The sequence below is a fragment of the Brevundimonas lenta genome (assembly GCF_014196335.1).
Classification (GTDB): Bacteria; Pseudomonadota; Alphaproteobacteria; order Caulobacterales; family Caulobacteraceae; genus Brevundimonas; species Brevundimonas lenta.
Map to the genome: position 1 here is coordinate 727,158 of NZ_JACIDM010000001.1, position 22,615 is coordinate 749,772.

General features: G+C 68.8%; 7 protein-coding genes. 2 read left to right on the plus strand and 5 right to left on the minus strand.

Annotated features, from left to right (window positions below):
- Positions 1 to 11: 11 nt before the first annotated feature.
- The 5 genes from GGR12_RS03720 to GGR12_RS03740 form a co-directional block, all read right to left on the minus strand.
- Positions 12 to 1,064, minus strand: coding sequence for a methyltransferase domain-containing protein (locus GGR12_RS03720; RefSeq protein ID WP_183203011.1), 1,053 nt, complete (start codon positions 1,062 to 1,064; stop codon positions 12 to 14).
- Between the two features lie 128 nt (positions 1,065 to 1,192).
- Positions 1,193 to 6,862, minus strand: a complete 5,670-nt coding sequence (locus tag GGR12_RS03725; protein ID WP_183203014.1) for a beta strand repeat-containing protein — start codon at positions 6,860 to 6,862, stop codon at positions 1,193 to 1,195.
- Between the two features lie 156 nt (positions 6,863 to 7,018).
- A complete protein-coding gene (locus GGR12_RS03730) occupies positions 7,019 to 12,094 on the minus strand; it encodes a beta strand repeat-containing protein (RefSeq protein ID WP_183203016.1) in 5,076 nt (1,691 codons plus the stop codon).
- Between the two features lie 198 nt (positions 12,095 to 12,292).
- Positions 12,293 to 17,371: a beta strand repeat-containing protein gene (locus GGR12_RS03735; RefSeq protein ID WP_183203018.1), complete on the minus strand. Its 5,079-nt coding sequence runs from the start codon at positions 17,369 to 17,371 to the stop codon at positions 12,293 to 12,295.
- A 255-nt stretch (positions 17,372 to 17,626) separates the two neighbouring features.
- Entirely contained in the window at positions 17,627 to 21,397 is a 3,771-nt protein-coding gene (locus GGR12_RS03740) for a beta strand repeat-containing protein (RefSeq protein WP_183203020.1), read from the minus strand.
- Between the two features lie 264 nt (positions 21,398 to 21,661).
- Between GGR12_RS03740 and rplU the strand changes: the two genes are divergently transcribed.
- Together rplU and rpmA are read left to right on the plus strand one after the other, a co-directional pair.
- Entirely contained in the window at positions 21,662 to 22,198 is a 537-nt protein-coding gene (rplU, locus tag GGR12_RS03745; RefSeq protein ID WP_183203022.1) for a 50S ribosomal protein L21, read from the plus strand.
- Between the two features lie 88 nt (positions 22,199 to 22,286).
- Positions 22,287 to 22,574, plus strand: coding sequence for a 50S ribosomal protein L27 (gene rpmA / locus GGR12_RS03750; protein ID WP_183203024.1), 288 nt, complete (start codon positions 22,287 to 22,289; stop codon positions 22,572 to 22,574).
- Positions 22,575 to 22,615 lie beyond the last annotated feature (41 nt).

A 22,615-nucleotide genomic window follows, 5' to 3' on the forward strand; every position in this document is an offset into this window, starting at 1 on the left:
GCGTCGAACTGTCAGGGGCGGACCTCGAAGATCAGGTTGAACGGCGTCTCGGCGGCCCGACGGAAACGGGTGAAGCCGGCCTCCTCGCAGACCGCGCGCAGCCGGGCTTCCCCGGCCTGGGCGCCGAGGCCCAGCCCGACCTCCTGACTGAGCGAGGCCGGGGTGCAAATCATGGTCGAGGCCGAATAGAAGATGCGGCCGACCGGGTTGTGATTGTCCTCGGCCTTGTCGTTGGCGAACGGTTCGACCAGCAGCCAGGTCCCGTCGGGCTTGAGCGCCTGGCGGATGTGGGCGGCGGCGCCGACGGGATCGCCCATGTCGTGCAGGGCGTCGAAGATGCAGGCGAGATCGAAGTCGTTACCCTCAAACCCCTTGGCCGAGGCGACGGCGAAGGTGGTGTTCCCGCTGACGCCCTCGTCGACGGCCAACTTCTCGGCCCGCTCGATCGAGGGGCCGTGATAGTCGAAGCCGAAGAACTGCGACTTCGGGAAGGCCCTGGCCATGATGGCGGTCGAGGCGCCGTGGCCGCAGCCGATGTCGGCCACCTTCGCCCCGCGCTCCAGCTTTTCGACGACGCCGTCCAGGGCCGGCAGCCAGCTGGCCACGAGGTGCGCGTTGTAGCCGGCGCGGAAGAAGCGCTCTGTGCCGCGGAACAGGCATTTGTCGTGTTCATGCCAGCCGACGCCGTCGCCGGATTTGAACGCCTCGGTGATGCGCGGCTCGTCGCGGAACAGGGAGGCGACGATCTCGAACCCGCCGGCCATGAAGGTCGGCTCGCCCTCGCGGGCGAAGACCATGGCCTGTTCCTCGTTCAGCTCGTAGGCGCCGCTCGCCGGATCGTAATCGACATAGCCCGAGGCGGCCTGGGCGTTTAGCCATTCACGGACGTAGCGCTCGCGCGCGCCGACCCGTTCGGCCAGTTGCGCCGGGGTCTGGGGCCCGCCTTCGGCCAGCTGTTTGTAGAGGCCGAGCTTGTCGCCGACGATGACCAGGGCGGCCGAGACGGCGGCCCCGAGGTCGCCGACCATCTTGCCCATGAACTGGTCGAGACGTTGCTGATCCATGACGCTGCACCTTCCGACGGCGCGCGACCGCATGCGGCCGGCGACACCCGGCCAGCGGGCAGCGCGGAAAATGAAGCGGCTCAATTACACCCGGTGACAGCGGCGAGCCACTGTCACCGAATGAGGGTTCAGAACATCCAGTCGTCGTGGGTGTGCCAGCTGTCGATCAGGTGCAGGCTGCCGTCCGGAGCGTGGGCCTCGCGCAGGACCGGGGCGAGGGCCAGGCCGTCGAAGCCGTCGATCGCGAAATCGTCCGCATCGAACACCGCCGGCAGGACCACAGGTTGGTCGTCGAGCGTCCCGAACAGGAAGTCGTCGTCCATCAGCGGCATGACCTGGGCCATATCCGTCTGCTTGGCCGTCAGCGCCGGCGCGCCTGCGCCGCCCAGAGCGGTGGTCGAGTCCGAGAAGCGGGCCTGTTCGACGCCGTTCAGGATATCGACCCCGTCGCGGCCGCCGACGGTGTCGGTGACGCGATACTGGCCGCCGCCCAGATCCTCGATGAGATATTCGGAGGCCAGGCCGGTGAAGCGGGCCGTGTCGTGGCCGAGGCCGCCGTTCAGCGTGTCGTTGCCGCCGCCGCCGATCAGGGTGTCGAGGCCGCCGCCGCCGCTGATGATGTTGTTGGAGGCATTGCCCGTGCCGGCGAAATTGCCCGTGCCGTTGAAGGTCAGGTTCTCGACGTTGGCGGCCAGGGTGAACTGGTTGCGGGCGGTCAGGACGGTGTCGTTGCCCTCGCCCGCCAGCTCGACGATCGTGTCGTTAGCCTCGACCATATAGAAGTCGTCGCCTTCGCCGCCGAACAGGGTGTTGGCCGCCCCGGCGCCGCCGAAGAGGTTGTCGTTCCCGCCACGGCCGATCAGGACGTCGGCGCCGCCTTCGCCCTGCAGGACATTGCCCGCCGCGTCGCCGACGATCAGGTCGGCGTGGGCCGAACCGATGACGTTCTCGAAGGCGACGATGGTGTCCGTGCCGCCCATGCCGTCCTGGGCGCTGTTCATGTCGAGACGGACGGTCGCGCCCGAGGTGGCGGTCGAGTAGCTGACGTAGTCCGTGCCGATGCCGCCGTTCAGGCTGTCGTTGCCGCCGTTGCCGCGGATGATGTCGTTGCCGGCGCCGCCCTGCAGGATGTTGGCGCCGTTGTCGCCGACCAGATTGTCGTTGAAGGCGGAGCCCAGCAGGTTCTCGATGTCGATCAGCGTATCCGAGCCGCCGTCGCCGTCGTTGCCGACCGCGCCGGTCAGCAGGCTGGCGGACACGCCCGCCATGGCGCCGGCGTAGGTGACGGTGTCGCTGCCGGAGGACCCGCCATGCAGGGTGTCGCTGCCGCCGCGGCCCGACAGCAGATCGTCGCCGTCTCCGCCGACGATGGTGTTGTCGAGGATGTTGCCCGTGCCGGCGAAGTTTCCGGCGCCGGTGAAGTGCAGTTCCTCGACGTTGGCCACGAGGGTCATGGCGTTGCGCGTGGTGAAGACGCGGTCGTGGCCCTGGTTGAGCAGCTCGATGATCGTGTCGTTGGCCTCGACGAAGTAGTCGTCGTCTCCCAGACCGCCCTGCAGCTGGTTGGCCGCGCCGGAGCCGCCGACGAGGGTGTCGTCGCCGTCCAGGCCGAGCAGAACGTCGCTGCCGCCCCCGCCATTGAGGACGTTGCCGCCGGCCGCGCCGATCAGGATGTCGTTGAAGCCCGAGCCGGTCAGGTTCTCGATGCCCGACAGGGTGTCGGTGTTGCCGTAACCATCGTCGCCGAAGCCGCCGTTGAGGCGGATGTGAACGCCGCCGGGCGAGCCGCTGTAGTCGGCCTCGTCGACGCCGTCGCCGCCGATCAGGGTGTCGTTGCCGCCGCCGCCGACGAGGGTGTCGGAACCGTCGCCGGAGGTCAGGGTGTTGTCGCCGCTGTCGCCCTGGACGACGTCGCCCGGGCTGTCTTCGCCCACGACGGTGATGGTCACCGTGGCCGTGTTTCCGTTGGCGAGGGTGTAGGTGAAGCTGTCGGTCCGGACCAGGTTCGTCCCGCCGGAGCCGGGGCCCGACAGGTCGGTGAAGGCGCCGTTGGGATCGTAGCTGTAGGTGCCGTTCGCGTTGAGCGTCAGCAGGGCGCCCGAGGCCAGGGCGATCTGGTTTCCGACCGCGCCGGCCGCGCCGTTGACCGCGCTGACCACGAAGGCCGGGCCGTCGATGTCGGTGTCGTTGACGACCACCGAGCCGTTGAGGACGGCGCTTTCGAGGGTCGAGTCGCTGTCGTCCACCGCCACGGCGGCGTCGTCGACGTTGGCGATCGCGTTGGTGCCGGCGCTGGTCGCCGATTCCACCGTGCCCAGGCCGTCGGTGTAGTAGGCCACCACGCGGATCACGCCGCCCACGTCGGCGTCGCCGAGGGTGTAGGTCGCCTGGTCGGCGCCGACGTTGACGAAGCCGCCGCCGGTGTCGCGCTGCCACTGATAGTGGATGGTCCCGAGGCCATCGACGTCGGCCAGGGTCGAGACCGCGGTGAGGACCTGGTCCTCGGTCGCCGTGCCGGTGATCGAGACGCCGCCGGTGTGCACGTCGTTGACGTTGGCGATGGCCGCGGTCGAGGCGGAGGTCGTGGACTCGGCGAAGCCCTGGGCGTCGGTGTAGCTGATGACCACGCGGATCACGCCGCCGACGTCTGCGTCGTCGAGCGTATAGGTCGCCTGGTCGGCGGCGCCGGTCGAGACGAAGCCCGAGCCGGTATCGCGCTGCCAGTCGTAGTGCAGGGTTCCGAGACCGTCGGCGTCGGCCAGGGTCGAGACGGCGGTGAGGACCTGGTTCTCGGTCGCCGTGCCCGTGATCGAGGCGCCGCCTGTGTGCGGGTCGTTGACCGCGGCGATGGCCGCCGTGGCGGCGCTGGTCACGGCGTTGGAGAAGCCCTGGCCATCGGTGTAGCTGACCACCACGCGGACCACGCCGCCCGTATCGGCGTCGCCGAGGGTGTAGGTCGCCTGGTCGGCGGCCCCGATCGAAACGAAGCCCGAACCGGTGTCGCGCTGCCAGTCGTAGTGCAGGGTTCCGAGGCCGTCGGAGTCGGCCAGGGTCGAGGTGTCGGCCGTCAGGACCTGGTCCTCGGTCGTCGTGCCGGTGATCGAGACACCGCCGGTGGGCGTGTCGTTGGAGGCGGTGATGGCGGCCGAGGCGGCGCTGGTCGCCGATTCCACCGTGCCGCCGGCGTCGGTGTAATAGATGACCACGCGCACCACGCCGCCGATGTCGCTGTCGCCGAGGGTGTAGGTCGACTGGTCGGCGCCGACGTTGACGTAGCCGCCGCCGATATCGCGCTGCCACTGGTAGTGCAGGACGCCGAGGCCGTCGGCGTCGGCGATGGTCGAGACCGCGGTGAGGACCTGGTCCTCGCTCGCCGTGCCGGTGAGCGACGCGCCGCCGGTGTGGGGGTCATTGACGTTGGCGATGGCGGCGGTGCCGGCGCTGGTCGCGGACTCCGAGAAGCCCTGGCCGTCGGTGTAGCTGATCACCACGCGGACCACGCCACCCACGTCGGCGTCGCCGAGGGTGTAGGTCGCCTGGTCGGCGGCGCCGATCGAGACGAAGCCCGAGCCGGTGTCGCGTTGCCAGTTGTAGTGCAGGGTCCCGAGGCCATCGACGTCGGCGAGGTTCGAGACGGCGGTCAGGACCTGGTCCTCGGTCGCCGTGCCGGTGATGGAGGCGCCGCCGGTGTGCGGGTCGTTGACGGCGGCGATGGCTGCCGTGCCGGCGCTGGTGGCCGATTCCACCGTGCCGCCGGCGTCGGTGTAATAGATCACCACGCGGACCACGCCGCCGACGTCGCTGTCGCCGAGGGTGTAGGTCGACTGGTCGGCGCCGACGTTGACGTAGCCGCCGCCGGTGTCGCGCTGCCATTGATAGTGCAGGGTTCCGAGACCGTCGGGGTCGACGAGGGTCGAGACGGCGGTCAGGACGCCGTTCTCGCTCGTCGTGCCGGAGATCGAGGCGCCGCCGGTGTGCGGGTCGTTCGTTGCGGTGATGCTGAGGGTCGTCGTCTGGGTGGCGCTGGTTCCGCCCGCGCCGTCGGTAAGGACGGTCGTGATGGTTCGCGTCGCCGTGTTCGGCGCGTCCGAGGTGTTGTTGTACTGCAGCGCCCGAACCAGGGCCTGGGTGGCGGCGACCGTAGCGTCGGAGTCGAGGGTGATGACCAGGGCGGCGCCGGCGGTTCCGCCGGTGAAGGTCCCGATCTGGACGCCCTGATAGCTGACAGCGGCGCCGGAGACCGAGATCTGGCCGGCACCCGTGCCGATGTTGGCGATGCTGAGCACGTCCTGGGCGGCGACGCCGTTCGCGGCGATCGTGACGGTCAGGGTGCCGCCGTTGAAATTGGCCTGTTCGGCATCGGCGACGTTGGCGTTGCCGGCCACCTCGATGCGAACCGGCGTGCCTTCGGTGAAGGCCTGGGCGTCGCCGTTGAAGCTGGTGAAAGTCGGGGCGGTGTTCGGGTTCACAGTGGTGAAGTTCAGCGTCGTGGCGTTGCTGATGCCCGCGAACACCGCGCCGTCGGCGTCGGCGAAGGTCTCCTGGTCGATCAGGACATAGTAGTTGGTCAGACCCGCGAGGGTGACTGACGGATCGATCGTCCAGGTCGTGCCCGAGCCGGTCACCTGGGCCGAGCCGACGCTGATCGTTTCGATCAGCGTGCCGTCGCCGCGGTACAGATAGATGTTGCCGGCGCCCTTGGTGACGCTTTCGCTGAACGTCAGGGTGATGTTGGCGCCCACGGCGACGCCCGTGGCGTTGTCGGACGGGGTCGAGCTGGCGATGACGGGCGGCGCGCCGTTCTGGCGATACAGCACCAGGCCGCCGCCGGCCTGGTCGCGGTCGACGATGTCCACATCGCCGTCGCCGTCGATATCGACGGTCGTCCAGGTGGTCAGTTGCTGGTTCGTCAGGTCGAGGCCGGCGAAGGGCGTGCCGGTCAGGCTGGTGAAGTTGGTGAAGGTCCCGCCGTTGTTCTGAAAGTAACCGAAGGCGGTCCCGGCGGTGTTGCCGTTCTGATAGATGACGTCGGTGTCGCCGTCGCTGTCGAAGTCGCCCGTGATCATGCGGGCGTCGAAGCTGCCGATGTCCGTCAGCGGATCCGTGGTCCGCACCATGCTGCCGGCGTCGTTGCGGTACATGACCTGGGTCGAGCCGCGATCAAGGATGTCCATGTCGCCGTCGTCATCGATGTCGATGACGAAGGTGCTGGCGGTGATCTGCAGGCCGGTGAAGCTGACGCCGGTGAAGGGCGTGCCCGCCGCGCTGGCGTTGGTGAAGTTGGTGAAGTTCAGGCCGCCGTCGTTGCGCAGGAAGCCGATGCCCGATCCGGCGGTGTTGCCGTTCTGGTAGAGGGCGTCCACGTCGCCGTCGCCGTCGAAGTCGCCCCAGACCATGCGCTGGTCGAAGCTGCCGGTGTCCGGGATCGGATCGGCGATGCGGGTGAAGCCGGCGTTGGCGTTGTTCTGGAAGAGGGTGGTGGTGCCGGACGTGCGGTCCAGGATGTCGAGGTCGCCGTCGCGGTCGAAGTCGAAGATGAAGAAGTTGGCCGGGGTGAGCTGGCGGCCAGAGAGGTCCACGCCGGCGAAGATCGATCCGGCGGCGGTCGCGTCCGTGTAGTTGACGAACGTTCCGTTGCCGTTGTTCTGCAGGTAGCCGATGCCGGTCCCGGCGGTGTTGCCGTTCTGGTAGAGGATGTCGATGTCGCCATCGCCGTCGAAGTCGCCGAAGATCATGCGGCTGTCGAAAGCGCCCGTATCCCCGATGGGATCGGTCACAGTTGTCCAGGTGACGGGCATCGGCGGTCTCCCCCATACGCGTCGCGCATGAGGCGCACGCGTCGTCACGCCCGAGCCGGGCGCAATACCAACGTTACCTAAATCTTAAAGCCGCGAGACTTTCAACCGACCGTTTCGCGAAAGGCGAATTTCTCGCGGTCGGGTGGCGCCGCGCAGTCAGAACATCCAGTCGTGATGGGTGTGCCAGCTGTCGATCAGGTGCAGGCTTCCGTCCGGCCCATGAGCCTCGCGCAGGGCGGGCGCGAGGGCGAGGCCGTCGAAGCCGTCCGTCGCGAGGTCGTCCGCATCGAACACCGCAGGCAGGACCTCCGGGTGGTCGACCGCGGGCAGCACCTGGGCGCCGTCCACCTGCTTGGTCGTCAGGGCCGGAGCGGCGCCGCCGCCCAGAACGCTGGTGACGTCGAGGAATCGGACCTGTTCGATACCGTTCAGGATGTCGACGCCGTCGCGCCCGCCGACGCTGTCGGTGACGCGAAACTGGCCGCCGCCGAGATCCTCGATCAGGTAGTCCGAGGCCTGGCCGGTGAACCAGGCCGTGTCGTGGCCGTCGCCGCCGTTCAGGGTGTCGTTTCCGCCGCCGCCGACCAGGGAGTCGCGTCCCGCGCCGCCGGTGATGACGTTGGCGGAGGCGTTGCCTGCGCCATGGAAGTCGCCGGTCCCGGTGAAGTTCAGGTTCTCGATATTGGCCGCCAGGACGAGGTAGGCCCGGGAGGTCTGGACCGTATCGGTTCCCTCGCCGGCCAGTTCGATGATCGTGTCATTGGCGGTGACGACGTAGAGGTCGTCGCCCGCGCCACCGTAGAGGGTGTTGGCTGCCCCGGCGCCGCCGATCAGAAGGTCGCCGCCGCCACGCCCGATCAGCACGTCGGCGCCGTCCTCGCCCTGCAGGACGTTGCCGGCCGCGTCGCCGACGATCATGTCGGCCTGGGCCGAACCGATGACGTTCTCGAAGGCGACAATGGTGTCGGTCCCGCCCGTGCCGTCCTGGGCGGTGTTGAGGTCGAGCCGGACCACCACGCCCGAGGTCGCGCCCGAATAGCTGACATAGTCGGATCCGGGCCCGCCCTGCAGCAGGTCGTTGCCGCCGTTGCCGCGGATGATGTCGTTCCCGGTCCCGCCCGAGATGACGTTGACGCCGTTGTCGCCGACCAGGTTGTCGCCGAAGGCCGAGCCGACCAGATTCTCGAAACCGGTCAGGGTGTCCGAGCCGCCGTCGCCGTCATTACCGACCGCGCCGGTGAGCAGGCTGGCCGAGACGCCCGCCGCCGCCGCCGCGTAGGTGACGGTGTCGGTTCCGGCGCCGCCGTTCAGGGTGTCATTGCCCCCTCGGCCGCTGAGCAGGTCGTCGCCCGCGCCGCCGACGATGGTGTTGTCGAGGATGTTGCCGACCCCGGTGAAGTTTCCGGCGCCGGTGAAGTGTAGTTCCTCGACATTGGCCACCAGCGTCATGGCGTTGCGCGTGGTGAAGATGCGGTCGTGGCCCTGGTTGGGCAGCTCGACCACGGTATCGTTGGCCTCGACGAAGTAGTCGTCGTCGCCCAGACCGCCCTGCAACTGGTTTGGGGCGCCCGCGCCGCCGACCAGGGTGTCATTGCCCTCCATGCCGATCAGGGTGTCGGAGCCGGCGCCGCCGCTGAGGACGTTGTCGCCGGCTGCGCCGATCAGGATGTCGTTGAAGGCCGAACCGATCAGGTCTTCGATGGAGACGAGGGTGTCCGTGCCGCCCTGGCCGTCGTCGCCGACGCCGGTGTGAAGCCGGATGTGCACGCCGCCGGGCGCGCCGCCGTAGTCGGCGGTATCGACGCCTGCGCCGCCGTTCAGCGTGTTGTTTCCGGGGCCGCCGACGAGGACGTCGCCCTCGCTGTCCACGCCGGTGATGGTGAGGGTCACCGTCGCGGTGTTCCCGTCCAGCAGGGCATAGGTGAAGGTGTCGGTGTCGCTGGCGCCGGCGGGCAGGTGGGTGAAGACGCCGTTCGGGTCGTAGCTGTAGGTCCCGTTGGCGTTCAGGGTCAGCAGGGCCCCCGAGGCCAGGGTGATCTGGGTCCCGACGTTGGCCGCCGAGCCGTTGACGGCGCTGACGGTCAGGGCCGGGCCGTCCGGGTCGCTGTCGTTGCCGACCACGGTGCCGTTGAGGACCGCGCTTTCGCCGGTCGAGGCCGTGTCGTCGACCGCGACGGCCGGGAGGTTGTCGATCACGACGGTGGCCGTGGCGGCGCTCGCCTGGGATTCGGCCGTGCCGTGCAGGTCCACATAAGAGACCACCACGCGGACTACGCCGCCGATATCGACGGCCCCGAGCGTGTAGGTCGCCTGGTCGAGACCGACATTGACGAAGCCCGAGCCGAGATCGCGCTGCCACTGGTAGTGCAGGGTGCCGAGACCGTCGGCGTCGGCGAGGGTGGAGGTGTTGGCGGTGAGGACTGAATTCTCTTCCGCCGCGCCGGTGATCGAGACGCCGCCGGTGTGCGGGTCGTTGATGCTGGCGATGGCCGCGGTCGACGCGCTGGTCGCGGACTCGGCGAAGCCCTGGCCGTCGGTGTAGCCCATGACCACGCGGATCAGGCCGCCCACATCGGCGTCGCCGAGGGTGTAGGTCGCCTGATCGGCGCCGACGTTGACAAAGCCCGAGCCGGTGTCGCGCTGCCACTGGTAGTGCAGGGTCCCCAGGCCGTCGACGTCGGCCAGGGTCGAGACGGCGGTCAGGACCTGGTCCTCGGTCGCCGTGCCGGTGATCGAGGCGCCGCCGGTGTGCGGATCGTTGACGCCGGCGATGGCGGCGGTCGCGGCGCTGGTCGCCGACTCCACCGTGCCGCCGGCGTCGGTGTAGTAGATGACGGTGCGCAGCACGCCCCCGACGTCGGCGTCGCCGAGGGTGTAGGTCGCCTGGTCGAGACCGACGTTGACGAAGCCTGAGCCGGTGTTGCGCTGCCACAGGTAGTGCAGGGTTCCAACACCGTCGGCATCCGCGATCGTCGAGACGGCGGTGAGGACCTGGTTCTCGGTCGCCGTGCCCGTGATGGAGGCTCCGCCGGTGTGGGGATCGTTGACGTTGGCGATGGCGGAGGTCGAGGCGCTGGTCGCCGATTCAGCCGTGCCGCCGAGGTCGGTGTAGCTGACGACGACCCGCAGGAGACCGCCCACGTCCGCGTCGCCGAGGGTGTAGGTGACGCTGTCGGAGCCGACGTTGACGTAGCCGCCGCCGGTGTCGCGCTGCCACTGGTAGTGCAGCGTCCCGAGGCCGTCGCCGTCGGCCAGCGTCGAGGTACTGGCGGTCAGGACCTGGTCCTCGGTCGCCGTGCCGGTGATCGAGACTCCGCCGGTGTGGGGCTGGTTCACCGCGATCACGGTGATGCTGTAGGCGTCGGTGTCCGACTGCACGCCGCCCGAGCCGGTATTGCCGCCGTCGCTGGTGACCACGGTCAGGGTCGCGGTTCCGGAGAAGCTGGCGCCGAAATAGACGAGGCCGTTCACCGCCGCGAGCGTGGCGTTGATCTCGGTCTGCGTGCCGGTGACGGTCACCGTCGCGGTGCCGTTGCCGCTGAGATCGCCGGCGGTCAGGCCGCCCGCGACATCGGTCCGCAGGGTCAGCACGCCCTGGTCGACCGACAGGGTCACCGAGAGGTTGCTGACGCTGGCATTGGAGTCCGCGTCGCTGACCTGCAGCCCGGAGACCGCGATGTTGGACCCCTCATTGCCCGAGGCCGTGGAGACCACGCCGTTGACGGGAGCGTCGTTCACCGCTGCGATGTTGATCGTGGTCGTGCTGCTGTTGGACGAGCCGGCGGGCACGCCGGGCGTGCCGTCGTTGACCGTCCAGGTGAGGGTGCGGCCGGTGTTGGCGCCATAGTTGGTCGGGTTATCGCCGGTGGACCAGAAGCGGATCTCCGCCAGCGCCGCCTCGTAGTTGGCGATGGTGTCGTAGCCGGTCAGGCTCAGGGTCCCGGTCGAGGCGTTCCAGGCGAGCGTGATGTTGGTGCCGGCGATCAGGCCCGAGATCTGTTGCGCCGCGCCGTAGCCGAGGTGGTCGTCGGTCGGGCTGGACGGGGGGCGGCCGTCCGTGATCTGGACCGTTGCGCCGGTGAGGCGAGCGCCGTCGACGTCGGTGATGTCCGGTGCGCCGGTGAGCAGGATCACGCCGGCGCCCTGTTCGGCGACGGCCGTCGACGTACCCGTGGGCGCGCCCAGGGTCGCCAGGTGGGCGAAGAACATGCCCTGGATATTGGCCGCGGAGCCGGTGAAGGCGGGCGACGGAGAAATGGTGTTGATCAGGGTGGCGCTGGTGCCCGCCGCGTTCAGCTGGAAGACGTAGATCACGTCGTCGGCGCTGCCCGCGCCGCCCTCTTCGGACTCGACGTAGAGCTGGCGAGAATTCTGATCGAAGGTCATGTCGCCGGGGTAGAAGGCTGTCCCGACCGCGCCGACCAGGGTCACCTTCACGGCCGTGCCGTCCGTGGCGTGCTCGTCGATGTACCAGATGGCGTTATGGGCGGCGTTGTAGCCGGCGCCGCCGAACGGGGCGTTCGACTGGGTCGAGAAGTAGACCAGGTCGGTCGTTGGATCGACCTCGACGTCGTGGATGTAGCCGTTCGCGCCGTTGTCCGGGAACTGCGTCTGGCTGACCAGCTGGGTGGTGACGGTCGGGTTGGCGAGGTCCAGCCGGAACAGTCCGACCGAGGCGACGCCGCCGGTCAGCAGCTCGGTGTAGAACAGCCGCCCGAGCGAGGTGTCGAGGGCGAAGTCGCGCGGGTCCAGTAGGGCGACGCCGCTCTCGTTGCCGCGGGTGTCGGTCGCGGCGGTGACCAGGAAGCCCAGGTCAGTGAGGGCGCCGGCCGCGGTGTAGCTGTAGACGCGGATGCCGGTGTTGGCGGGCGCCGCGCCACTGTCGTCCTGGTAGCCGACGTAGATGCGCTGGTTGATCGCATCGACCTGGATGCCGTTGACGATGATGTTGTCGGCGAAATCGATGACGGTGGTCGGGGCCGCCGAACTGCCGATGGCGCCGCGGACCAGGAAGGCGTTGAGCCCGCTCACGCCGCCGTTGGCGAGGGCGAAGTAGAAGCCCGCCGCGGTGTCGAGGCCGACATCAGCCACGAAGGAGCTGATCAGGGGATCCACGGCCGGGGAGTTATCGATGTTGATGGTCTGGCCGGAGCCGTCGCTGTTGACGCGGACGATGCGGGTGTCCGCATCGCCGGCTTCGGTCGTGAACCAGAGTTGGCCTGTGACGGGCATCGTCGCACCCCCCTGTTACCGGCGGAGTCCTGCTCCGCAGGCGACGCGCGGCCGAACGCCCGCGCAGACGCGCCTCTCGTCGGAGGGCGTCGGAACGGCGTTACCTAAGGCGAGTTTTGAGACATTTACAATCGAGTCCAGGAAACGCGCGGTTTTTCCCCGGCAGGGTCAAACCGCGCGTCCGGGTCGAAAGTGGTGTCAGAACATCCAGTCGTCGTGGGTGTGCCAGCTGTCGATCAGGTGCAGGCTTCCGTCCTGGCCGTGGGCTTCGCGGAAGACCGGAGCGAGGGCCAGGCCGTCGAACCCGCCGGACGAGGCGAGCGCCCCGTCATCGTCGAACAGGGTCGGCAGGACCTGCGGCCGGCTGTCGAATGTCGCGAACAGGAAGTCGTCGTCCGGCAGGACCTGGGCGCCGCCGCCCATGTCCTTGGTGGTCAGTTCGGGCGTCGACACGGCGCCGATGACGACCGTGCTGTCGAGGAAGCGGATCTGCTCCACGCTGTTCAGGATATCGACGCCGTCGCGACCGCCGACCGTATCGGTGACGCGGTACTGACCGCCGCCGAGGGCTTCGACCAGGTACTGGGACGCCGAGCCGGTGAACCGGGCCGTGTCGTGGCCCTGGCCGCCGTTCAGCGTGTCGTTGCCGCCGCCGCCGGTCAGGGTGTCACGCCCGGCTCCGCCGGTGATGACGTTGCTGGAGGCGTTGCCCGTGCCGGCGAAGTCGCCCGACCCGGTGAAGGTCAGGTTCTCGACGTTGGCGGCCAGGGTGAACTGGTTGCGGTTGGTCTGGACGCTGTCCGTTCCCTCGCCGGTCAGTTCGATGATCGTGTCGTTGGCGGTGACGATGTAGAGGTCGTCGCCCGCGCCGCCGAACAGGGTGTTGGCCGCGCCGTTGCCGCCTTCGAGGATGTCGGCGCCGCCCATGCCCATCAGGATGTCGCGGCCGTTGGCGCCCTGCAGGTGGTTGGCGACGGCGTTGCCGACGATGAAGTCGTCCTGGGTGGTGCCGACGACGTTCTCGATCGAGACCAGGGTGTCCGTTCCGCCCTCGCCATCCTGGGCCGTGGCGCCGTCGAGGCGAACGGTGACCGCGCCGCTGGAGGCGAAGTAGTTGGCCGTATCGGTTCCGATCCCGCCGTTCATGAGGTCGTTGCCGCCGTGGCCCTCGAACCAGTCGTCGCCGCCGCCGCCCATCAGGACGTTGGCGCCGGCGTCGCCCATCAGGGTGTCGGTGAAGGCCGAACCGATCAGGTTCTCGATGTCGACAAGGTCGTCCGCACCGCCGTCGCCGTCATCGAAGGTCGCGCCGTGGAACAGGCTGGCCACCACGCCGGCCGCGGCCGTCGCATAGGTGACGGTATCCACGCCGCCCGAACCGCCGTGCAGGGTGTCGTCGCCGCCACGGCCCGACAGCAGGTCATTGCCGGCGCCGCCGACGATGGTGTTGTCCAGGGCGTTGCCCGTGCCGCTGAAGTTTCCGGCGCCGGTGAAGTGCAGTTCCTCGACATTGGCGACGAGGGTCATGGCGTTGCGCGAGGTGAAGATGCGGTCGTGGCCCTGGTTCGGCAGTTCGATGATCGTGTCGTTGGCCTCGACCCAGTAGGAGTCGTCGCCCGTCCCGCCCTGCAGCTGGTTCGCCGCGCCGGCGCCGCCGACGAGGACGTCGTTTCCATCCAGACCGATCAGGACGTCCGCGCCGGCGCCGCCCGACAGGGTGTTGCCGCCGTTCGCGCCGATCAGGATGTCGTTGTTGGCCGAGCCGGTCAGGTTTTCGATGTTGGTGAGGGTGTCGGTGCCGCCCTCGCCATCCGTGCCGAAGCCGCCGTTGAGGCGGATGTGCACGCCGCCGGTCGAGCCGGAGTAGTCGGCGGTGTCCTCGCCGTCGCCGCCATCGAGCGTGTCGTCGCCCGCGCCGCCGATGAGGGTGTCCTCGCCGTCGCCGGCGGTCAGGATGTTGTCCCCGCTGTCGCCCTGGACGTCATCGCCCGGGCTGTCCTCGCCGACGATGGTGATGGTGACGGTCGCCGTGTTTCCGTCGAGCAGCGTATAGGTGAAGCTGTCCGTCGCGGTCAGGTTGGTGCCGCCCGAGGCCGGGCCCGACAGGTGGGTAAACGAGCCGTTCGGATTGTAGCTGTAGGTCCCGTCGGCATTCAGGGTCAGCAGGGCTCCCGAGGCCAGGGCGATCTCGGTTCCGACGCCGGCGGCCGAACCATTGACGTGGGTGACCACGAAGGCCGGGCCGTCGATGTCGGTGTCGTTGGCGACCACCGAACCGCTCAGCACGGCGCTTTCCAGCGTCGCGTCGGAATCGTCCACCGCCACGGCGGCGTCGTCGACGTTGACGATGGCGTTGGTGCCGGCGCTGGTCGCCGTCTCGGCCGTGCCCGAGCCGTCGGTGTAGCTGACGACGACGCGGATCGAGCCGCCCACGTCGGCGTCGCCGAGGGTGTAGGTCGCCTGGTCGGCGGCGCCGATCGAGACGAAGCCCGAGCCGGTGTCGCGCTGCCAGTCGTAGTGCAGGGTCCCCAGGCCGTCGGCGTCGGCCAGTGTCGAGGTGTCGGCGGTCAGGACCTGGTCCTCGGTCGCCGTGCCGGTGATCGACACGCCGCCGGTGGGAGCGTCGTTGACGTTGGCGACGGCCGCGGTGCCGGCGCTGGTCGCCGACTCCGAGAAGCCCTGGCCGTCGGTGTAGCTGATGACCACGCGGACCACACCGCCGACGTCGGCGCCGCCGAGGGTGTAGGTCGCCTGGTCAGCGGCGCCGATCGAGACGAAGCCCGAGCCGGTGTCGCGCTGCCAGTCGTAGTGCAGGGTCCCCAGGCCGTCGGCGTCGGCCAGGGTCGAGACGGCGGTCAGGACCTGGTCCTCGGTGGCCGTGCCGCTGATCGAGGCGCCGCCGGTGTGCGGGTCGTTGACGCCGGCGATGGTCGGCGAGGCGCCGCTGGTCGCCGACTCCGAGAAGCCCTGGCCGTCGGTGTAGCTGATCACCACCCGGACCGAGGCGCCCACGTCGGCGTCGCCGAGGGTGTAGGTCGCCTGGTCGGCGGCGCCGATCGAGACGAAGCCCGATCCGGTGTTGCGCTGCCAGTCATAGTGCAGGGTCCCCAGGCCGTCGGGATCAGCCAGGGTTGAGACCGCGGTCAGGACCTGGTTCTCGCTGACCGTGCCGCTGATCACGGCGCCGCCGGTGTGCGGATCGTTGACGGCGGCGACGGCCGCCGTGCCGGCGCTGGTCGCGGACTCAACCGTGCCGCCGGCGTCGGTGTAATAGATCACCACGCGCACGACGCCGCCGACATCGGCGTCGCCGAGGGTGTAGGTCGCCTGGTCGGCGCCGACGTTGACGTAACCGCCGCCGGTGTCGCGCTGCCACTGATAGTGCAGGGTCCCGAGGCCGTCCGGATCGACCAGGGTCGAGACGGCGGTCAGGACCTGGTCCTCGGCCGCCGAGCCGGTGATGGAAGCCCCGCCCGTGTGTACGTCGTTGACTGCGGTGAGGGTGACGCTGTTGGTCTGGGTCGCGCTGGTTCCGCCCGCGCCGTCGGTGAGGACGGTTGTGATGGTGCGCGTCGCCGTGTTCGGCGCATCGGAGGTGTTGTTGTACCGCAGCGCCCGGACCACGGCCTGGGTGGCGGCCGGGGTGGCGTCGGGGTCAAGGGTGACGACCAGGGCGGCGCCGGCGGTCCCGCCGGTGAAGGTCCCGATCTGCACACCGCCATACGAGACGGCGTTGCCGGAAACGCTGATCAGGCCCGGGGCCGTGCCGTTGTTGGCGATGCTGAGCACGTCCTGGGCGGCGACGCCGTTGTTGGTGATCGTGAAGGTCAGGGTTCCGCCGTTGAAATTGGCCTGTTCGGCGTCGGTGATTATGGCGTTGCCGCCCACATCGACTTGAACCGGCGCGCCTTCCGTGAAGGCGGCCATGTCGCCATTCATGTTGATGAAGGTCGGCGCGGTGTTGGCGGCGGCGGTGGTGAAGTTCAGCGTGATCGCGTCGCTGATGCCCGCGAAGATCGAGCCGTCGGCGTCGGCGAAGATGCCGTCGTCGGTGAGGATGTAGTAGTTGGTCAGGCCCGCGAGGGTGACCGAGGGGTCGATGGTCCAGGTCGTGCCCGAGCCGGAGACCTGGGCCGAGCCGACGCTGATGGTTTCGATCAGGGTGCCGTCGCCGCGGTAGATGTAGATGTTGCCCGAGCCCTTGGTGACGGACTCGTCGAACGTCAGGACGATGTTGGCGCCGACGGCGACGCCCGTGGCGTTGTCCGACGGGGTCGAACTGGCGATCTCGGGCGGCTTGCCGTTGGCGAGGTAGAACTCGCCCTGGGTGCCGTTGACCGTTCCCAGGATATCGTCGTCGCCATCGCCATCAATGTCGCCGGCCATGAAGTTCGAGCCGTTGTGGTTGACGAGGCTGACGCCGGCGAAGGGCGAGGCGGCTTGCGACAGGATCGTCATCGTGCCGTCGCCGTTGGAGCGGGCGTACTGCCAGACCGTGCCGTCGGCGCCGGTCTGGTAGAGGATGTCGGCGTCGCCGTCGGAATCGAAGTCGCCGATCACGTGGCGGGTGATCGCCGCCGCCGCGGGGAAGGTGGAGGCCGAACCGGCCGAGAAGGTCCCGTTCCCGTTGTTGACGAAATAGCTGCCCGTGTTGCTGGCCACGGTCGCCCAGATGTCGACGTCGCCGTCGCCGTCGAAGTCGGCGACATAGTGGGTGCCGCCGCCGTTGTCCGGCAGGGTCAAACCGGCGAAGGGCGAGGAGGCAAGAGCCAGGAGGGTGTAGGTGCCGTCGCCATTGGAGCGGGCGTACTGGAAGGGCGTCCCGTTGCCGACCGTCTGGTAGAGCATGTCGGCGTCGCCATCGCCGTCGAAGTCACCCATCGCGACGCGCGACGCGGCGCCCGGCTGCGGGAAGGTGGAGGACGACTGCGCGGTGAACGTCCCGTTGTCGTTGCGGAAGTAGCTGCCTGTGCCGGCGCCCGACGCCTGACCGGCCCACAGGTCCATGTCGCCGTCGCCGTCGATGTCGCCGAAGTGGAAATTGCCCCCGTTGTGGTCCGGGAGGGTCAGGCCGGCGAACGGCGAAGAGCCCAGGGCCAGGATGGTGTAGGTGCCGTCGCCGTTGGAGCGGGCGTACTGGAACGCCGTGCCGTTGGCGCCGGTCTGGAACAGGATGTCCATATCGCCGTCGCCATCGACGTCGACGAAGTTCATGCGGCCGCCCGCGGCGGGCAGCGGGAAGGTCGAGGTGTCTTGTTCGCTGAACGTGACCGGCATGTCTGGCCCCCTGCATCGCGCGGCGCGCAACGGCGCATGCGCGGGCACGCCCCCCATAGGCGCCCTTTTTGATGCGGTTACCTAAACCTTAAAGCGGGGCCGGCAGCAACTGACGGACCGTGACGCGCGAGCGGTCGCCCGCCGCATGTGTCCCGCCCGCATTGGTCAAGCTTGTCGCGTCGTTTCAGGAACCAGTCGTCGGCGCCGAAGGCGGGACCGACGTCCAGCGGTGTGCTGTCCCGTCAGGGTTGAGGTCTAGAACAGCCAGTCATCGGCGTGCGCCTGGAACATCGACCCGTCGTGCCCCCCGAATCCATCCCGGTCGGGGCGCAAGAGGCGCGAGGGGATGGACTCCTCCCTGAAGGAGAAGACGTCGTCCACGCCCGGCAGCACCTGGGGACCCGCGACGGATTTGAAGGACAGGGCGGGAGCCGGAAGTGCGGAGATCTCGGTGATGGTCCCGTCGGAGAAGCGCACCGCCTCTATGTCGTTGAGGATGTCGATGCCGTCGCGACCGGCGACCGTGTCGACGATGCGCAGCCGGCCGTCGCCGAGATCGGCGAAGTAATATTGCGCGGCGGTTCCCGACATGCGGGCTATGTCCCGTCCGCCGCCGCCGTTCAGGGTGTCGTTGCCGCCGCCGCCGGTGAAGGTGTCCAGTCCGGCGCCGCCGGTGAGGACGTTGGCGAGGGCGTTGCCGACGACAGTGAAACCGCCCGTGCCGGTATAGACGACGTTCTCGACGTTGGCGGCGAGGTTCAGCAGGTTGTAGGCGACGCGCGCCGTATCCGTGCCCGCGCCCTCGGCCTCGAAGATGGTGTCGCCTACGGCTTCCAGCACATAGATGTCGTCGCCCAGACCGCCGAATAGCTGGTTGGCGACGCCCTGTCCGCCCGCGAGCGTGTCGGCCCCGTCGAGGCCCAGCAGGGTGTCGCGGCCCGCGCCGCCGGTCAGGATGTTGCCCTGGGCGTGGCCGATCAGCAGGTCGTCGAACGCGGAGCCGATCAGGTTCTCGATGGACTCCAGTATATCGGCGGCGCCGTCGCCATCGTTGGAAGCCGTGGCGGCCGTCAGGGAAGCGGTGACGCCTGCCGCGGCGGCCGCGTAGTCGGCTGTATCGATCCCGCCGCCGCCGGACAGGATGTCGGCGCCCCCGCGACCGACGAGGACGTCGCCGCCGCCCTGGCCTTCCAGCCGGTTGGCTCCGGCGTCGCCGGAAAGTCGGTCATCGAAGCCCGAGCCGCGCAGATCCTCGAGGCCGATCAGGATGTCGTTGGACCCGTCCCCGTCCGTCGAGGCCGCGCCGAGCGCGAGACTGGCGACGACCCCCGCTGCGGCGGTCGAATAGTCGGCGCGGTCGACGCCCGCGCCGCCGGACAGGACGTCCCGCCCGACCCCGCCGCTGAGACTGTCCGCCCCGCCGGCGCCGGCGATGAAATTGTCCAGCCCGTTGCCGCGGCCGGTGAAGGCCGCTGCGCCGGTGTAGACCAGCTCTTCGACATTGGCTCCGAGGGTGAAGGTGGTGCGGTCGGTGAGGACGCGGTCGCGGCCCTGGGCGGCCAGTTCAATGACGCTGTCGTTGGCGGTGACGAAATACTGGTCGTCGCCGTCGCCGCCCTGCAGCTGATTGGCCGCGCCCGCCCCGCCGATGAGAACGTCCGCGCCGCCCAGCCCGATCAGGGTGTCCGCGCCCGCACCGCCGGCCAGGCGATTGGCGGCGCCCGACGCCACCAGCAGGTCGTCAAACGCCGAGCCGGCGATGTTCTCGAAATTCGACACGCTGTCGGCGCCGCCCTGGCCGTCGTTCGTCGCGCGGCCGGCCGCGAGGTTGACGGACACGCCCGAGGTCGAGCCGGCGTAGACGAGAACGTCGATCCCGTCGCCGCCGTCCAGCAGATCGTCTCCGGCGCTGCCGCGGACCTGGTCGTCGCCTGCGCCGCCATCCATATCGTCTGCGCCGGCCGTGCCGAGCAGGATGTCGAGCCCTCCGTCCTCGCCGACGACCGTGACGGTGACGGTCGCCACCTGGCCGGTGACCAGACCGTAGGTGAAGGTCTCGCTGAAGGTGCGGTTGGCGGCCCCGGACAGCGGTCCGGGCAGGGTGTTGAACAGGGTGCCGTGATCGTAGGTGAAGGTCCCGTCGGCGTTGACTGTCAGTACGGCCCCGGAGGCCATCAGGACGGGCTGGCCGACCGCTCCGATCGCGCCGTTGACCTGGCCGACCGCGATCGGCGGTCCGTCGAAATCGCCGTCGGCTCCGGAACCGTTGTCGGCGAAGACGCTGCCGGTCAGGACCCCGACCTCGGCCGCGGAGACGGCGTCGTCGAAGGCCAGCGGCAAGTCCTCCACAGCGGTGAGGGCGACGGTGATCACGCCCGAGACAGACTGGGGCTGAACCGGGTCATTGTCGCTGAAGGTGATCTGGATGGCGGCCGACGCCGGCGGGGTGTGCGAGGCGTTCACATAGGTGATGGACCGCAGGACCTGGTTGGCGCGGACGGTGGTGGCGGCGGCGTTGAAGGTGATGACCAACTCGCCGCCGACGTCGGTGTAGTCGCCGATGGCGACGCCGGACACGAGCACCTGGCCGTTCGCCAGCGACAGGGCGCCGGAGCCGGCGAAGACATCATCGACATTGGCGCCGTCCACCCGCGCGAGCGTCAGGGTCCCGCCGGCGTAGCTGTTGGCGAAGTCGAACTCGGCGTCGGCGATGGCGACGTCACCGTCCAGCAGGACGCCGGGGTCGTGCTCGGTGAAGGCCGGAGCGTTGTCGAGCAGGTTGGTCTGCTGCGACAGGAAGGTGCGGGCGCTGCCCGAGACGAGGCCGTTGGTCTCATCGTCGTCGGCGCCGACGATCAGATCATCGAAGCCGTCGCCGTTCAGATCGTCGGCCGAGGAAACGGAGAAGCCGAAATTGTCATCTCCGTCATCGCCGACGAAGGTGGCGATCGTGCCGCCTGTGGCGCCTGAGATGATGCGCGCGCTGCCGGCCGTGGCGCGGTCCTCGGGCGCGCCGACGATCAGGTCGTCGCAACCGTCGCCGTCGAGATCGCCCGCCGCGGCCACCGACCGGCCGAATTGGGCCCCGACCCCGGCGCCATTGACGGCGTACAGCGTGGCGCCCGTCGCGCCCGAGATCACCCGGGCGCTGCCGGAGTTCACGCCGGTGTTGTCGTCGAGATTGGCCCCGACGATCAGGTCGGCGCGACCATCGCCGTTCACATCCCCGGCCCCGGCGACGGAGACTCCGAAATTGTCGCCGGAACTGGCGCCGTTGAACGTGTAGAGCAGCGCCCCCGTCGCGCCTGAATAGACATAGGCGGCGCCAGCGTTGGTGGCCGTCACGTCATCCCCGGGCGCTCCCACGATGAGGTCGGCCTGGCCATCTCCATCGACGTCGCCGGCGGAGGCCACGGACGTGCCGAACATCTCGGCCGGAACCGATCCGTTGAAGGTGTGCAGCAATGCGCCGTCTACGCCGGAATAGACGAGTGCGCTGCCGGAATTCTGACCGTTGTTGTCTTCCTGATAGACGCCGACGATCAGGTCCGGCCGTCCGTCGCCGTTGACGTCTCCGGCGGACGCAACAGACACGCCGAGACGATCGCCAGCGCTGTTGCCCGTGAATGTGTGCAGGATCGCGCCGGTCGCGCCGGAATAGACGCGGGCCAGGCCGGACTCCTGTCCATTGGGATCGGCGACCCATGCCCCGATGATCACGTCATCGAACCCGTCGTTGTCCACATCACCTGCGCCGGCGACCGAATGGCCGAAGAAGTCCTCCGCCGCTCCGCCCGTCAGAAAGTGAAGAGTGGCGCCGTTCGCGCCGGAGATCACACGGGCGCTGCCGTAGTTCGGGCCGCCGACGTCATCCAGATCGGCGCCGACGATGAGATCCGGGACGCCGTCATTGTTCACATCGCCCGCAGAGGCGACGGAGACGCCGAAATTCTCGTTGAGGTCTACACCGTTGAATGTCGTACCAACGGTATATGACACGGTGCCGAAGCGGGGCGCACCAGGCATGCGAAGGCCCTCCACTGCCTCCCCGACCAAACCCGCCAAGTTCAGGATGCGCTGCGCCGCCCTCCAGGCAAAGTGCGCTATCGAGTTAGCGAGAGCGGGCTAGCCCGTTCGAACGTGTCCCCGCTGCGGCGCCTGTGCCGCCAATCCGGGTTTTTCGCCCGTCCGCGTTGACTCGGTCGACCCCTTCCGTATATGTCGCCGCTCTTCGCCCGAGGGGGGTCCCCGTCGGGCTTATTCTTTTTGCGTTTACGCTGAGGCTTCAACATGTACGCGGTGATCAAGACCGGCGGCAAGCAGTACCGGGTCCAACCGGGCGATGTGATCGTGGTCGAGAAACTCGATGGCGACGCCGGCGCTGCCGTCAACTTCGGCGAAGTGCTGATGCTCGGCGGCGACAAGGGCGTTACGGTCGGCGCTCCGCTGATCGACGGCGCGACCGTCGCAGCGACGCTGGTCGAAACCCGCAAGGGTGAGAAGATCAAGATCTTCAAGAAGATCCGTCGTCAAGGCTACCGCCGCACGAACGGCCATCGCCAGATGGAAACCGTCCTGCGCATCACCGGCATCGAAGGCGCCGGCGAGAAGGCCAAGTGGGACGGCGAAACCTCGCTGATGACCAAGGCTGAAATGAACGCCCGCGCCCGTGGCCTCGCCCCGCGCGTTGAAGCGACCGAAGAAGCCAAGCCGGCCAAGAAGGCCGCGGCTCCGAAGGCCGCCAAGGTCGAGACCGAAGCCAAGGCTCCGGCCGCCAAGAAGGCCCCGGCCAAGAAGGCCAAGGCCGCGTCGACCGACGAAGCGTAATCCACCCCGCGCCCTTCCGGCGCGACTGTGCTAAGAATGACAACGTCAGGCGCCTGAGGGCCCCCGACGTAAAGCGAAGAGAGTTCCGATGGCTCACAAGAAATCCGGCGGTTCGTCGCGCAACGGTCGCGACTCCGAGTCGAAGCGCCTTGGCGTGAAGAAGTTTGGCGGCGAGCGCGTGCTGGCCGGCAACATCATCGTGCGTCAGCGCGGCACCACGTTCCACCCGGGTGAGAACATGGGTCTCGGACGTGACCACACCCTGTTCGCGCTCGTAAACGGCGCCGTGAAATTCACCACCAAGCGTGGTGGCCGTTGTTACGTGTCGATTCTTGCCGCCAACGACACCCAGCCGCAGGCCATGGCCGCCGAATAGCGCGAACCGCCCTCAAACCGGATCGCGCAGGCTGGAAAGCC